At 73.3% G+C, this 14,989-nt stretch carries 13 protein-coding genes; 12 read left to right on the top strand and 1 reads right to left on the bottom strand.

The features are described 5' to 3' along the window. The first annotated feature begins 334 nt into the window (after positions 1–334). The 3 genes from LO763_RS20655 to LO763_RS20645 all read left to right on the top strand — a co-directional run bounded on the left by LO763_RS20655 (position 335) and on the right by LO763_RS20645 (position 3,958). Positions 335–2,362 carry a putative bifunctional diguanylate cyclase/phosphodiesterase gene (locus LO763_RS20655; RefSeq protein WP_230788216.1) on the top strand — a complete coding sequence of 676 codons (2,028 nt, stop codon included), beginning with the start codon at positions 335–337 and terminating at the stop codon, positions 2,360–2,362. Positions 2,363–2,467: 105 nt separating this feature from the next. Continuing rightward, positions 2,468–3,442 carry a sigma-70 family RNA polymerase sigma factor gene (locus tag LO763_RS20650; RefSeq protein ID WP_230788213.1) on the top strand — a complete coding sequence of 325 codons (975 nt, stop codon included), beginning with the start codon at positions 2,468–2,470 and terminating at the stop codon, positions 3,440–3,442. A gap of 60 nt (positions 3,443–3,502) precedes the next feature. Beyond that, complete coding sequence (locus tag LO763_RS20645; RefSeq protein WP_230788210.1) at positions 3,503–3,958, top strand: VOC family protein; 456 nt, start codon at positions 3,503–3,505, stop codon at positions 3,956–3,958. A 73-nt stretch (positions 3,959–4,031) separates the two neighbouring features. Here the strand turns inward: LO763_RS20645 and LO763_RS20640 are convergent, their stop codons facing one another. After that, positions 4,032–4,451, bottom strand: a complete 420-nt coding sequence (locus LO763_RS20640; RefSeq protein WP_230788207.1) for a VOC family protein — start codon at positions 4,449–4,451, stop codon at positions 4,032–4,034. A 280-nt stretch (positions 4,452–4,731) separates the two neighbouring features. On the opposite strand from LO763_RS20640, the gene LO763_RS20635 reads away from it, so the two are divergent. From LO763_RS20635 to LO763_RS20595, 9 genes are all read left to right on the top strand, one after another. Next, positions 4,732–5,085: a DUF485 domain-containing protein gene (locus tag LO763_RS20635; RefSeq protein ID WP_230788203.1), complete on the top strand. Its 354-nt coding sequence runs from the start codon at positions 4,732–4,734 to the stop codon at positions 5,083–5,085. Next, on the top strand, positions 5,085–6,764 hold the full coding sequence (locus LO763_RS20630) for a monocarboxylic acid transporter (protein ID WP_230788200.1): 1,680 nt from the start codon (positions 5,085–5,087) through the stop codon (positions 6,762–6,764). The genes LO763_RS20635 and LO763_RS20630 overlap by 1 nt, the downstream gene beginning before the upstream one ends. A 127-nt stretch (positions 6,765–6,891) precedes the next feature. Continuing rightward, the gene (locus tag LO763_RS30025; RefSeq protein WP_439650312.1) at positions 6,892–7,887 is read left to right on the top strand and encodes a sensor histidine kinase; all 996 of its coding nucleotides are present in this window, start codon (positions 6,892–6,894) and stop codon (positions 7,885–7,887) included. A 106-nt stretch (positions 7,888–7,993) separates the two neighbouring features. Further along, positions 7,994–8,749, top strand: a complete 756-nt coding sequence (locus tag LO763_RS20620; RefSeq protein ID WP_230788194.1) for a LytR/AlgR family response regulator transcription factor — start codon at positions 7,994–7,996, stop codon at positions 8,747–8,749. Between the two features lie 176 nt (positions 8,750–8,925). After that, the gene (locus tag LO763_RS20615) at positions 8,926–9,288 is read left to right on the top strand and encodes a hypothetical protein (protein WP_230788191.1); all 363 of its coding nucleotides are present in this window, start codon (positions 8,926–8,928) and stop codon (positions 9,286–9,288) included. After that, positions 9,288–10,790, top strand: a complete 1,503-nt coding sequence (locus tag LO763_RS20610) for a sodium/solute symporter (protein ID WP_230788188.1) — start codon at positions 9,288–9,290, stop codon at positions 10,788–10,790. The genes LO763_RS20615 and LO763_RS20610 overlap by 1 nt, the downstream gene beginning before the upstream one ends. A gap of 225 nt (positions 10,791–11,015) precedes the next feature. Further along, positions 11,016–11,819: a 23S ribosomal RNA methyltransferase Erm gene (gene erm, locus LO763_RS20605; RefSeq protein WP_230788185.1), complete on the top strand. Its 804-nt coding sequence runs from the start codon at positions 11,016–11,018 to the stop codon at positions 11,817–11,819. A gap of 82 nt (positions 11,820–11,901) precedes the next feature. Further along, a complete protein-coding gene (locus LO763_RS20600; RefSeq protein WP_230788183.1) occupies positions 11,902–13,131 on the top strand; it encodes a response regulator in 1,230 nt (409 codons plus the stop codon). Between the two features lie 125 nt (positions 13,132–13,256). After that, entirely contained in the window at positions 13,257–14,957 is a 1,701-nt protein-coding gene (locus tag LO763_RS20595; RefSeq protein WP_230788180.1) for an ABC transporter transmembrane domain-containing protein, read from the top strand. Positions 14,958–14,989 lie beyond the last annotated feature (32 nt).

Here is a 14,989-nt window from a genome sequence, read left to right as displayed (position 1 = left end):
ACAAATCGGTAACGATCCGTATTCAGAGGTGGGGGGAGCCTCGTTACTTCAAGGCAGAGTCATCTTGTGGAAGCTCGCCCCTTGCCGTGCCAACGGCCGGACCGCGTGCCCGAACGGGCCGCCGAGTCCGAAATCGACCTCGGGGTACCCTGCCGCCGGCGAATGGATAACGGTTTCTGTCACGAGGATGTCGCGCCTGGTCACAAGTGTGCCGCATGTGCCCCCAGCGTTGTCCGGGAGCCGAATTCGCGATATGACAGAGGAGTCGGCCACGACCGGACTTCGGTGATTCTGGCGCGTCACCGGGGACCGGTGTGGCAGTGGGAGGAGCGATATGGCCACGACGCTCATGCGCAACACTGCGCCCAAAGAGCACTCGGGCCGGTATTACGGCTTCACGACCGCGGTCGCCGTGTGCGCGATCGTCGGCGTCGGCATCACCGCCGCGCGCGCTGAGGCGCCCGACGGCGGCTGGCTCGGCGTGCCCTTCGCCTTCTGGCTCACCGCCGGCCTCGCCCTCGTCGCCGAGCTGCGCCCCACCCGCTGGGGCGGGCTGTGGATGTCGCCGATCGCCTCGATCTACCTCGTCTACGTCCTCGCCACGATGATCACCTGGGGATTCATCCCCGCCGTCATCGTCCAGACCGCCGCGGTCGTGCTCCTGTGCGTCCAGATCAAGGCCTCCGCCTGGCGGACGGTCTACAACGTCTCGCAGCAGGCGCTCGCGCTGTGCGCCGCCTGGTACGTGTGGACCCTCCTCGCCGGCGGCGAGACCTGGAACGGCACCTGGGCCCAGCTCCTCGCCGTCTTCGCCGCCGGAGCGGTCTGGCCCCTGGTCAGCAGCGCCCTCGTGGGCGCCCGGTCGGCCCTGCGCACCGGCGGCTCCTGGACCGACCTCACCTGGCAGTGGATCAAGAGCGAGTGGGCGCTGCGCGCCACGCAGGTCGCGATCGCCCCGATCCTCGCCACCGCGGCCATGGCCTCCTGGTGGCTGGTGGCGGCCTCCGCCATCTCCATCTTCGCCGTCTACCGCATCCTCCAGACCGCCGCCGACCGCGAGCGCGAGGCCGACAGCGACCCGCTCACCGGCCTGCTCAACCGCAAGGGCTTCCAGGAGTTCGCCGACGCCAAGATCACCGACGCCGCCGAGACCGGCACCGCCGTGGCCGTGCTCATCCTCGACCTCGACCGCTTCGCCGACGTCAACTCGGCCCTCGGCCACGAGGTGGGCGACCAGCTCCTGGTCGAGCTCGCCAAGCGCTTCCGGACCGACATCCCGCCCGGCAAGGCCATCGCCCACCTCGGCGGCGACGAGTTCGCCTTCGTGTGGGGCGAGCTCGACGGCATGACCGACCCGATGGAGTGCGCCCGCGAGATCCGCGCCCGCCTGGACGCCCCGATCGTCCTGGGCGACGCCAGCGTCGAGGTGGACGGCTCGGTCGGCATCGCGGTCTTCCCCGACGACGGCCCCGACTTCCAGACGCTCTTCCGCCACGCCGACATCGCGATGTACGAGTCGAAGCAGCGCGCCTCCTCGTTCGCCCGCTACGCGCCCGAGTTCGACCACCACTCGCCCGAGCGGCTCCTGCTCCTCGGCGACGTGCGCCGCGCCCTCGACCACCCCGACGCCCCCGGCGTGAACCTCTTCTACCAGCCGCAGGTGCGCCTCGGGGACGGCGAGGTCATCGGGGCCGAGGCCCTGCTGCGCTACCACCACCCCGAGCGCGGCGTCGTCAATCCGGCCGAGATCATCGAGACCGCCGAGCACTCCTCGGTGATGCGGATGCTCACCGAGCGGGTCGTGGACATCGCCCTGCGCCAGCTCCGGTCCTGGAACGAGGCCGGGTACGACCTGCGCATGGCCGTGAACGTCTCGGTCCGCGACCTCCAGTCCCCGGAGTTCACCGACTTCCTGACCGAGCGGATCGACGCGTACGGCGTGAACGCCGCGAAGCTCCAGCTGGAGATCACCGAGTCGGCGCTCATGGCCGACCCGCGGCGCGTCGTCGTCAACGTGCAGCGCCTCTCCGACCTCGGCGTGGGCATCAGCCTCGACGACTTCGGCACCGGCTTCTCCTCCATGCAGCACCTGCGCCGGCTCCCGGTCACCGAGATCAAGATCGACAAGTCCTTCGTGACCTCGCTCAGCGACGACCCGGACAACGCCGCGATCGTCTCCACCACGATCGACCTGGGCCGCGCCCTGGACGTCGAGGTGGTCGCCGAGGGCGTCGAGGACGAGAAGGTCCGCAAGCAGCTGGAGGGCTGGGGCTGCCACGCCGGGCAGGGCTGGCACTTCGCCAAGCCGATGAGCGCGGACGCGTTCGAACGCTGGATGGCCGACCACCGCAAGGCCCGCTAGCGCTTTCTTCGTGCCACAAGGGAGTTTTCGGACACCTGTCTACCAGCGGTGCGGCATTCGCGCACCGTCTTCCCGAATGTCGGTGGGCTGTGCAAGGCTGTGCACATGAACGTTGCACTCAACGACGAGGTGCTGGCCGAGTTCGAGCCGCACCGCCGCGAACTGTGCGCCTACGCGTACCGGATGCTCGGCTCCTCGTTCGAGGCCGAGGACGCCGTCCAGGAGGCGTTCACCCGGGCCTGGAAATCGCACGGCTCCTTCGAGGGGCGCTCCTCCCTGCGCTCGTGGCTGTACAAGATCACCACCAACGTGTGCCTGGACATGCTCAAGGGCCCGCAGCGCCGGGCCCGGCCGATGGACCTGGCCCCGGCCTCCGACGCGGGCACGCCCCTGCCCGCGCCCGAACCCGACTACCTGTGGGTCGAGCCGATCCCCGACTCGATGGCCTTCGGCGCCGACCCGGCCGCCGCCGCCGAGGCCAAGGACACGCTGCGGCTCGCGTTCGTCGCGGCCGTGCAGCACCTGCCCGCCAAGCAGCGCGCGGTGATGCTCATGCGCGAGGTCCTGCGCTTCTCGGCCGCCGAGACCGCCGAGGCGCTCCACCTCAGCCCCGCCTCGGTCAACTCGGCCCTCCAGCGGGCCCGCGCCACGATGGAGCAGGTCCACACCCAGCCGGCGAACGCCTACGCGGTCGACGACGCCGAGGCCCGCAAGCTCGTCGACGGCTACGTGAGCGCCTTCGAGGCCTACGACATGGACGCGCTGACGGCCCTGTGCACGCAGGACGTCGCGCTCTCGATGCCGCCGTTCCCGCTGTGGGTCCAGGGGCACGCGGGCGTCGCCGAGTTCATGCTTGGCACCGGCTCGGCCTGCCGGGGCTCCAGGCTCGTCCCGGTGGGCGCCAACGGCCTCCCGGCCTTCGGCCACTACAAGCCCAGCGGGGAGCCCGGCGTGTGGACGCCGTGGTCGATCATGGTCCTCGAACCCGAGGACGGCAAGATCGCCGGCCTCAACTTCTTCCTCGACACCGCGCGGCTCTTCCCGCTGTTCGGCCTCCCGAACGAGTACCGCGAGTCCTGACCGGGCGCGGCCGCCCGCGATCGCGGGCGGCCGTCGCACCCTCCGTCTAGGCTCGCCCCCATGGCTGTTCACTTCAAGATCTGCATCGACTGCGCCGACCCCCACCGGCTCGCGGCCTTCTGGGCCGAGGCGATGGGCTACCAGGTCGAGGACCACTCCGGGATCATCGCGGGCCTCCTCGACCAGGGGCTCATCGGGGAGGACGTGCTCACCGAGGTCGACGGACGCCGGGCCTTCAAGGAGTTCGGGGCCGCCTACGACCCCGACGCGCCGACCGACCCCGAGACCGGCAGGACCAAGGGCATGCGCCTGCTCTTCCAGGCCGTGCCCGAGCCGAAGACGGTGAAGAACCGGATCCACCTGGACCTGCACGTCGGCGTCGACCGCATCGACGCCGAGGTCGAGCGCCTCGAGGCCCTCGGCGGCGAGCGCCTGAGCGACCGCTTCGACGAGGGCGGCGCCACCTGGGTCGTCATGGGCGACCCCGAAGGCAACGAGTTCTGCGTCCACTCCTGAGGGCGCCGGACCGGCCCTGCGAACACGCCGGCGGCCGCCCCGGTCGGAGCGGGGCGGCCGCCGGACACGGGCCCTACGACTGCGCGTACGGCATGTAGAACGGCTCCCACTGGTGCCCGTCGATGTCCAGGAACGTCCGGCCGTACATGCCCACCTCGGCCTCTTGGGCGCGCCGGTCCTGCTTCGCCGTCTCCTCGGTGCCGCCGGCCTGGATCGCGGCCTCCGTCAGCTCGTCCACCGCCTCCCGGCTCGGCAGCGCCAGCGCGTACGCCGCCGCCGAGTACGCCGCGGTGTCGGCGATCGGGCGCTCGGCGAAGGTCGTGTAGAAGTCCTTGGTGAGCAGCATCAGGCAGATGTTGTCGTCCACCACCGCGCAGGCCGCGTTCTCGTCGGTGAACTCCGGGTTGATGGTCCAGCCGAGCGCCTGATAGAACGCCTTCGCCCCGGCCAGGTCGGCCACGGGCAGGTTCAGGAAGATCATCTTGCTCGCCATGGGCTGCTCCTTCGTTCGGTTCCAATGCCTCTCCCCGTTCAGACGAGGACCGCGCCCCGGATTCATCGTTCGCCCGCACGACCGCTCGCCGACCGCTCACCGCCCGTTCGCCGACGCCCCGTCGCCGCCTCGCCGCAGGAAGGCGACACTCCGGCGACCCACGTCACATCGATGCTTCTCAGTGTCCCGCGCGCCTCATAGGTTCCTTGTAAACCCGTCACCGCGCCGACCCGAACCACGCACGGAGCCGGCACGGCAACCCTTCAAGGAGGAAGGCCCGATGGCAACGCCCACCCGTGATGGACCCCCGCCCGAGGTCACCGACGAGCAGCTCGCGGCCAGTTACGACGACCCGCGCTTCACCGAGCTCAAACGCCGCCTGTTCCGGTTCATCGTCCCCGCCACCCTCGCTTTCTTCGCCTGGTACCTGCTGTACGTCCTCCTGTCCGCCTACGCCCGCGACTTCATGGGCACCGTCGTCTTCGGCAACGTCAACGTCGCCCTCCTGCTCGGCCTGGGCCAGTTCGTCTCCACCTTCGGCATCGCCTGGGGCTACTCCCGCTACGCCTCCCGGAACTTCGACCCGCAGGCGACCGAGCTCCACGACGCCATCCACTACGGAGAGGACCGCTGATGGACTTCCTCGCCCAGGCCGAAGGCACCGGCCGCACCCTGACGATGGTCCTGTTCCTGCTCACCGTGGCCGTCACCATCGGCATCAGCATCTGGGGCCACCGCTACACCCGCACCGCCACCGACTTCCACTCCGGCGGCCGCAGCTTCTCCGCCTGGCAGAACGGCTTCGCGATCGCCTCGGACTACATGTCCGCGGCCTCCTTCCTCGGCATCGCCGGGACGATCGCCCTGTTCGGCTACGACGGGTTCCTGTACTCCATCGGCTTCCTCGTCGCCTGGCTCGTGGCCCTCCTCCTGGTCGCCGAGATGCTGCGCAACACCGGCCGGTTCACCATGGCCGACGTGCTCTCGTTCCGGATGCGCCAGCGCCCGGTCCGCACCGCCGCGGCCGTCTCCACCCTGAGCGTCTCGATCTTCTACCTGCTCGCCCAGATGGTCGGCGCGGGCGCGCTCATCGCGCTCCTGCTGGGCATCAAGGAGGGCCAGACGTTCCTGGGCATGGACGCCGACACCGCCAAGATCGTCGGCATCGTCTTCGTCGGCCTCATCATGACCCTCTATGTCGCCCTCGGCGGCATGAAGGGCAACACGTGGGTCCAGATCTTCCAGGCCTGCGTGCTCGTCGGCGGCGCGGCGATCCTCACCATCATGGTCCTGGGGCAGTACGGCTTCAACGTCTCGAGCCTGCTCGACGACGCCGCCGCGGCCTCCGGCCAGGGCGCGGCGTTCCTCGAACCGGGCCTGCGCTACGGCGTCGAGGTCCCGGGCGACGCGGTCCAGACCATGTGGAACAAGCTCGACCTGCTCAGCCTCGGCCTCGCGCTGGTCCTGGGCACCGCCGGCCTCCCGCACGTGCTCATCCGCTTCTACACCGTCCCCGACGCCCGCATCGCGCGCAAGTCCATCAACTGGGGCATCGGCCTGATCGGCGCCTTCTACCTGATGACGCTCGTGCTCGGCTTCGGCGCGGCCGCCATCGTGGGCTACGAGGCGATCACCGCGCAGGACGCGGCCGGGAACACCGCCGGGCCGCAGCTGGCGGAGGTCGTCGGCGGCGACGTGGGCGGATCGACGCTCGGCGCGGTCATGCTGGCGATCATCGCCTCGGCGGCGTTCGCCGCGATCCTGTCGACGGTCTCGGGCCTGGTCATCGCCTCGTCCTCGTCGCTCGCGCACGACCTGTACAACAGCGTCATCAAGCGCGGGAAGGCCACCGAGCGCCAAGAGGTCGGCGTCGCCAAGCTCGCCTCGATCGGCATCGGCGCCGTCGCGATCGTCCTGGCGATCTTCGCCCAGAACCTCAACGTGGCGTTCCTGGTCGGACTCGCCTTCGCCGTGGCCGCCTCCGCGAACCTGCCGACGCTCCTGCTCAGCCTGTTCTGGAAGCGGTTCAACACCAGCGGCGCGCTGTGGGGCATCTACGGCGGCCTGATCATCTCCATCACCCTGGTCGTGTTCTCTCCGGTGTTCTCCGGAGCCGAAAACTCGCTGCTCGGCGCTGGGGTCGACATCGCATGGTTCCCGATGTCGAACCCGGGCTTGGTGTCCATCCCGCTCGGTCTCGTCTGCGCCGTGGTCGGCACGCTGACGAGCGACGAGTCCCGCACCGACCGGTTCCAGACCCTCCAGGTGAGGGCGCTGACCGGCGCGGGCTCCGAACGGGCCGTGAGTCACTGAGCCGGTCCCAGGCGGGGAGGGCCACCCGGCCCTCCCCGCCACTCGATGTGCCCCACGTTACAGTTAGCGGGTGATCGCGCGATCCCCTCAGCGACGGCGCGCCGGCGGCGCGGCGACGCTGGCCGCCCTGCGGCTCTCGCGGCAGATCGGCGAGGCGCTCGCCGACGGCCTCACCGACAAGGGGGCCCAGGCCGCCACCCGGCGCCTCGCCCGGCTCCTCGCCGCCGACGCGGTCGCCCTCGCCGACTGCGAACGGCTCCTGGCCGTCTCGGGGGGACTCGACGCCGACGCGGCCCAGAGCCTCCTGGTCGAGACCCTCGACGTGCTCGAACCGGTCACCGCCCCGCCGCTGCGGGCCGCCCCCCTGGTGGTCTCGGGCGACGTGGTCGGCTGCCTGATCCTCGCAGGGGACGTCGGCGACGCCGAGCTCGCCGAGGCCGCCCACCTGGTCGCCACGGCGCTCGACCACGCCGAGCTCGACCGCTCCCGCGACCGCATCGCCGCCGCCGACCTGCGCACCCTCCGCGCCCAGATCTCCCCGCACTTCATGCACAACGCCCTCGCCGCCATCAGCGCCCACACCCGCACCGACCCCGAGCGGGCCCGCGAACTGCTCACCGACTTCTCGGACTACCTGCGGTACTCCTTCGCCAACACCGGCGACTACGCCACCGTGGCCGACGAGCTCCAGGCGGTGCAGACCTACCTCGAGCTCCAGCGGGCCCGCTTCGACGACCGCCTCGACATCACCGTGCGCATCGCCCCGGAGGTCCTGCCCGTGCCCATCCCGTTCCTGGTGGTCCAGCCGCTGGTGGAGAACGCCGTCCGCCACGGCTTCGAGTCGCGGCCCGGCACCGGCCACATCGCCGTGCGCGGCTTCTCCGAGGGCGCCCTGTGCGTCATCGAGATCGAGGACGACGGCGCGGGCATGGAACCGGAGACGGCCAAGGCGATCCTGACCGGCAGCCGGCAGGGCTCGGGGCGCATCGGCCTGGCCAACGTGGACAAGCGCCTGCGGGCCGTCTACGGCCCCGAGTACGGCCTGTGGCTCGACACCGCGCCCGGCGCCGGGACCAAGGCCACCGTGAGAATCCCCCGCTACGCCCGAGGAGTGCACGCATGAGCCCGCATCCGCCCGCCCGTCGCCCGCCGCCACCCGAAACCGTGGGCGCTGCGCGCCCGCACCGGACCCGGCCCGCCCGCCCCGCCGCCGATCGGAGCGGGCGCCGATGAGCCTCCTGCGCGTGCTCGTCGTCGAGGACGAGCCGTCGACCCGCACCGAACTCGCCACGCAGCTCGCCGAGCTGCCCAGCGTCGGCGACGTCCTCGTCGCCGCCGGCGGCGACGAGGCGGTGCGCCTCCTCGGCGGCGGCACCTTCGACGCGGCCTTCCTCGACATCGCCATGCCCGGCCTCACCGGCATGGACGTCGCGCGCATCCTCAAGCGCCTCTCGGACCCGCCCGCGATCGTGTTCGTCACCGCCTACGACAACCACGCCGTCGAGGCCTTCGGCCTCGGCGCGGCCGACTACCTGCTCAAGCCCTTCCGGCCCGAGCGCCTCGCCGAGGCCGTGGCCCGCATCGGCCGCCGCCCCGGCCCGCCCGCCGTGGGAGACAAGGCCGACGACCTCGCCGTCGTCCAGGTCGAACTCGCCGGGCGCACCGTCTTCGTGCGCCGCGATGACATCGCCTACGCCGAGGCCCACGGCGACTACGTGCGCCTCCACTGCGCCCAGAAGGACGCCGGGCGGGCCTCGCACCTCCTGCGCCAGTCCCTCACCTACCTCGAGCAGGTCTGGGACGCGGCCGGGTTCGTGCGCGCGCACCGGTCCTTCCTCATCAACCTCGCGGCCGTGACCGAGCTCCGCGTGACCTCCACGGCCGGGCTCGTGGCCGTGACCGACGCGGGCGAGGTTCCGGTGAGCCGCCGCCACTCCCGGCAGCTGCGCGACCGCCTCCTGGAAGCCGCGCGCGGGCGCCGATGAACCCACACCCGTCACCCCGCCCGCCGGCTCGCTGCGCTCGCCTCTCCCCGAACCGGAGTGAACGCCGATGAGTGTGCACCCGTCACCCCGCCCGCCGGCTCGCTGCGCTCGCCTCTCCCCGAACCGGAGTGAACGCCGATGAGCCCGCACCCGCCCGCCGTCCGAACGGAGCCGCCGTGAACCAGCGGACCCGCGTCACCAGCCCGCAGACCCGGCTCGCCCAGCGCCGGGGCTCCGACGCGATGGGCCGCCTCTCCCACCTCGCCGGACGCCCGCCCGTCCCCTCCTCGGCGATCGACCTCGCCGCGGCCGAACGCGCCCTGCGCCGCCAGCGGCGCCTCGCCGTCCGCACCGCCGCCGGCCTCCTGCTCGCCCTCGCGGCCCTACTGGCCGCCGCCGTCCTCACCCCGGGCCGCCTCGGCTGGGCCGTCCTGTTCTTCGCGCCCTACCCGGTCCTCCTCGCCCTCGCCGCCGCCCACGTGCGCCGCGCCGAGCGCATCGAGGACGGCCACGCCGCCGCCCCCGAGGACGCGGCCTGATGCTCGGCCTGGCCGCCATCGGCCTGGTGATCGCCGCCAGCGTCGCCATCGGCGTCTGGGGCGTGCGCGCCGCCCGCTCCACACCGGACTTCCTGGTCGCCTCCCGCAGCATCGTGCCCGGCTGGAACGCCCTCGCCATCGCGGGGGAGTACGTCTCGGCCGCCTCGGTGCTCGGCCTGGCCGGGCTGCTGGTCAAGAACGGCGTCGGCGCGATGTGGTACGCCGTGGGCTTCACCGCCGGGTACGTGCTCGTCGCCGCGCTCGTGGCCGGCCCGATGCGCCGCAGCGGCGCCTACACCGTCCCGGACTTCGCCGAGTACCGGCTCGGGTCGCCGCGCATCCGCCGCATGTGCGGCCTGGTCGTCCTCGTGATCATGCTCCTGTACCTCCTGCCGCAGTTCAAGGCCGCCGGGGTCGTGCTCGAACTCGTCTCGGGCATCCCCTACTGGATCGGCGTCATCGGCGCCGGCCTCGTCGTCTCCTCGACCATCGCCGTCGGCGGGATGCGCTCGGCCACCTACGTGCAGGCCTTCCACTACCTCGTGAAGCTCGCGTTCATCGCCGGGCCCGCGGTCTTCCTCGTCGTCCTGGCCGGGGCCGGGCGCCGCGAGGCCGCGCTCCACCCCGTGGCCGCCGACCCCGACTGGACCCGGCCGCTCCTCGACCTCGACGGCTCGGGCCACCCGCTGCTCGCCACGGTCTCGGTCCTGGTGGCGACCACGCTGGGCGCCATGGGCCTGCCGCACGTCGTCATGCGCTTCCACACCGTCGCGGGAGCCCGGGCGGCCCGGCGCGTCGCCGTCAGCGTCATCGTCCTGCTGAGCGTGTTCTACCTGTTCCCGGTCGTCTACGGGCTCCTCGGCCGGGTCGTCACCCCCGACCCCGAGGAGACCGACGTCGTGCCGGTCCTGGTGCCCGGCGCGATCGCCCCCGGCGTCCTCGGCGCGGTCCTGACCGCCCTGGTCGCCGCCGGGGCGTTCGCGGCGTTCCTGTCGACCTCCTCGGGGCTCCTGCTCGCCCTCGCCGGGGGCCTGTCGCACGACCTGTTCGGCGGCTCGCTCTCCCGGCTGCGCCTGGGCGTCGCGGTCGGCACCGCCCTGGCGGTCGCGCTGTCGCTGCCCGCCGCCGGGGTCGACATCAACGTCCTGGTCGGCTGGGCCTTCGCGGTCGCGGCCTCGACCTTCTGCCCGCTGCTGACGCTCGGCATCTGGTGGCGCGGCCTCACCGAGACCGGCGCGGCCGTCGGCCTCCTCGTCGGCGCGGGGTCCTCGACCGGGGCCGCGCTCGCCTCGGTGGTCCTGGACCTGGAGCCGGGCGTCCTGTCGATCCTGCTGTCGCAGCCGGCGCTGTGGACGGTGCCGCTCGCCTTCCTGGCCATGGCCGGCGCCTCCCGGTTCGGCACGGTCCCCGACTGGGCCGGCGAGGCGGTGCTGCGCCTGCACGTGCCCGGCCGCTACTCGACCGGCGACACCGGGGCGATCCCGCGCGCCCGCCGCGACTGAGACCGGTTCGACGCCGCCGGGTCGGGAGGCTATCCTGGGCCGCATGTACGGGAGTCCTGGGCTGAGCGTGTGCGTCGCGTTCGGCCCGTGCCACATCAGGCTGCGCGCGACGGCCTAGGCCCTCGCAGCGCCTCTTCCACGGCCCACGGCCGTTCCTTTGCGGTGCCTTCCGGGACCTAGGCGAATCGACGTTCCTGATTCGACCACTCCGCATGGAGGACTCCCATGTCCCGCAGCCAGTTCCCGCGCGCCCGGCAGGCCCGGACCGCGTCGACCCGCAAGACCCTGTCCCAGAACTTCCTCGCCGACCCGGCCGTGGCCCGCCGCCTCGTCGCCTCCTCCGGCGTGGGCCCCGACGACCTCGTCGTCGAGGTCGGCCCCGGCGACGGCGCGGTCACCCGGCCGCTGCTCGACCGCGCCCGCCGCGTCGTCGCCTACGAGAGGGACCGCCACTTCGTCGAGCGCCTGCGCTCGCGCCTGGGGCACCACGAGCGCTTCCGCTGCCACGAGGCCGACTTCCGGGACGTGCGCCCGCCCCGCGAGCCCTTCCACGTGGTCGCCAACGCGCCCTTCGGCATCACCACCGACATCGTCCGCTGGTGCCTGGACGCGGGGCACCTCGTCTCGGCCGCGCTCGTCACCCAGCTCGAGTTCGCGCGCAAGCACACCGGCGACTACGGCCGCTGGAGCAGGCTCGCGGTGACCGCCTGGCCCGAGCACCGCCTCGAGCTCGGGATGCGGATCGGCCGCCGCCTGTTCCGCCCCGTGCCCGCCGTGGACGCCGCGGTGATCCACGTCAGGCGGCGCCAGAAACCCCTGCTGCCCGAGGCGGACCTGCCCGACTACCGGGACCTGGTCGAGCTGGGCTTCTCGGGCGTGGGCGGCTCGCTCTGGGCCTCGCTGCGGCGTGCCGTGCCCGCCCGGGCCGCGTCCAGGGCGTGCGCCGAGGCGGGCATCGCGCGCGACCAGCCGGTCGGCCTGGTCCCGCCCGACCGCTGGATCGCCCTGTACGAGGCGCTCACCGATTGAGCGGCAAGGGGGTACCGGATCGGTGGCGATGGCCGTTTATGGTGGAGTCGCCCGACCCGGTACCCCCTCTTTGGAGCCTTCGATGAGCGAAGCCATCTGGATCGAGTTGATCAAGGTGCTCCCGGCGTTCCTGTGGATCGGCTTCGGCTTCATCGCGCTGGCGGTCGCCAAGCGCATCTTCTCCCAGCAGGCCCCGCGCATGACGCGCGTCGAGACCCCTTGGGTCACCGTCGAACTCGCCCAGCAGGCCATCGAGCAGGCCGCCGTGCGCGGCCCGGTCCACGAGACGCCCTGGCCGCCGTTCGCCCCGCTCCCGTCCCAGTCGGACCCGGCCGGTGCGGCGCCGACCGGCGACGGGTCCGGCGCCGCGGCCCCCGGGAAGGTGTGGCCGCGCGAGGCCCGGCCCTGGGGCGGCACGCCCGACCGGGAGGCGAAGCGGCGCCCCAGGAACGGTCCCGACGCCCGCCCGGGCTCGACGCCGACGGCCACGCCGCCCGCCGACGGGTCCGGCGGCGAGGAGTTCCAGGAGACGTGGCTCCGCGAGGAAGACGACGCCTGGGGCGACACGCCCGATCCTGATGCGAGGCAGGGCTCTCCGTCCGATCCCGCTCCCGACCCGAAGTCGCTCCCCACCCCGCCCGCCGACCGGCCCTCCGACGACGCGAACGGCGAGCCCCCCGCCCCCGTGACCGCGCCCCGCCAGGTGCCGCCCCCGCCCTACCAGCGCCCCCGTCCCGGCGGCGGCCACGCCCCGCCGCCGCCCGCCGACCGGACCGGTTACGCCGCAGCGGTGCCGCTGCCGCCGTACGCGATGCCCTCCGCCTACCAGCAGCCGCCCTCGGCCGAGACCCGGCGCGGCCTGCGCGCCGCCACCCGGCTCGCCCTCTCCGCCGACCTCCTCCAGGGCGGCGCGATCCTGTGGGTCGACGACCACCAGGAGTGGAACGAGCCGCTCATCCGCCTGCTCCGCACCGCCGGGATCACCGTGGACGCCGTCGACTCCACCGACGCGGCCGTGCGCGCCCTGGGGGACCGGTCCTACGACCTCGTCATCACCGACATGCGCCGCGAGCGCGAGCCCGGCGGCGACACGGCCGGGGTCCGGCTCCTCGACCGCATGATCGCCGCGGGCGTCCCCACCCCCGCGGTCTTCTTCTCCGACCACCCGGGCGCCGTCTCGCACCCGCGCGCCGCCACCGCGACGAACAGCCCGGAGACGCTGGTGGACACCGTGGTCGACCTCGTCGGCGCCCGCCGCGGCCAGCGGGCCCCGCAAGCCGGCCGGAGCTGGCTCAGCCGCCTCCGCCTCTGACCGGCCGCCCCGGCGCCGCTGCGGCCCGCTTCGGCGACCCGGCCTCCCCTGGCGCCGACCGGACATACTGGACGAATGTTGTTAACCGCTTGCCGAGGCGATCCTCGCCTGGCTACCGTTGCCCGGTGCCCCTCCTCCGCGCACCCGACCTCCCCGTCGCCGACCCCGGCGACCCGCCCGCGACCCCCTGGGCCCTCTTCCGGTGGCTCGCCACCCGCCGCAAGGCGCACGCCGCCGCGGTCCTGGTCTCCGCGGTCTTCTCCCTCGGCCTCGTCCCGGTCATGCCGATCTTCCTCACCGGCGCCGTGGACGACGGGATCGCGGCCCGCGACTGGGGCGCCCTGGCCGCCTGGGCCGGCGCCCTCGCCGCGGCCGGTTCCGTGGCGGCCGTGAGCATCGTGGTCCACCACCGCCTCACCGTCTGGTGGCGCCAGGACGCCGAGTACCGCGTCCTCCAGCTCGCGACCCGCAAGACCGGCCGCCTCGGCGCGTCCCTGCGGCGCCGCACCACCACCGGCGCGGTCGTCAGCGTCGGCATCACCGACGTCAACGGCATCGGCCGCGCCGTCGAGTCGCTCGCGCCCACGATGGGCTGCGGGGCCGGGATCATCGCCGTCGCGGTGCTCCTGTTCGAGATGTCCGCGGCCCTCGGCCTCACCGTCCTCCTCGGCGTCGTCGCCGTCGCCGCGATGACCGGGCCGCTCCTGCGCCGCCTCCAGGCCCGCTACCGCGCCTACCGCGAGGACGTCGGCGCCATCACCGGCCGCGCCACCGACATCGTCGCGGGCCTGCGCGTCCTGCGCGGCGTCGGCGGCGAGGACCGCTTCAACGCCGCCTACCGCCGCGACTCCCAGCGCCTCAAGCGCTCCGGCTTCGGCCTCGCCGCCCCCGGCGCCTGGATCGACGCCGTCTCCGAAGGCGCCCCGGCGATCCTCCTCGGCGCGGTGGTGTGGATGTCGGCCCGCCTCGTCGCCTCGGGCGACATCACCGTGGGCCAGATGGTCGCCGCCTTCGGCTACACGGCCGCCCTGCTCCTGCCCGTGCGCTGGCTCATGGGCACCGCCATGACCCTCATCCAGGGCCGCGTCGCCTGCGGCAAGGTCTGCGAACTCCTCGCCCTCCCCGAACGCGAGACCCCGCGCGACCCGCTGCCCGGCCCCGAAGCGGGCGCCGAACTCCACGACCCCGAGTCCGGGCTCACCCTCGCCCCCGGCCTCACCGCCGTCGCCGCCGACGCCGAGAGCGCCGCGGCCGTCTTCGACCGCCTCGCCGGCCTGGAGCCCTCCGAGGCGACCTTCGGCGCCGTCCCCGTCGCCCGCATCGACCCCGACGAGCTGCGCCGCCGCGTCCTCCCCGCCGACCACGACGCCTACCTGTTCGCGGGCACCCTCGAAGCGCTCGTGGCCGCCCGCGACGGGCACGACCGGGTCCGCGCCGCCGTCACCGCCGCCGCGGCCGACGACATCGTCGACGCCCTCCCCGACGGCCTCGCGACCGTGCTCGACAACCAGGCCCGCACCCTCTCCGGCGGCCAGCGCCAGCGGCTCCGCCTGGCCCGGGCCCTCGCCGCCGACACCGAGGTCCTGCTCCTGCGCGAGCCCACCTCCGCCGTCGACTCCCACACCGAGGCCAGGATCGCCGAGCGCCTCACGGCCGCGAGGGGCCGGCGCACCACCGCCGTCGCCAGCGCCTCGCCGCTGTGGCTCGGCCGCGCCGACGCCGTCGCGTTCCTCCAGGACGGCAAGGTCGTCGCCACCGGCACCCACGCCGCACTCACCGCCGCCAGGCCCGACTACCGGGCGCTGGTCGACAGGGAGCTCTCATGACCGCCGCCGAACGCAGTGCCGCCGCGACCGCC

It is taken from the genome of Glycomyces amatae (assembly GCF_020991375.1).
Classification (GTDB): domain Bacteria; phylum Actinomycetota; class Actinomycetes; order Mycobacteriales; family Micromonosporaceae; genus Glycomyces; species Glycomyces amatae.
Note: the sequence above shows the minus strand (reverse complement) of the source record. Positions and strands in the feature narration are given on the sequence as shown.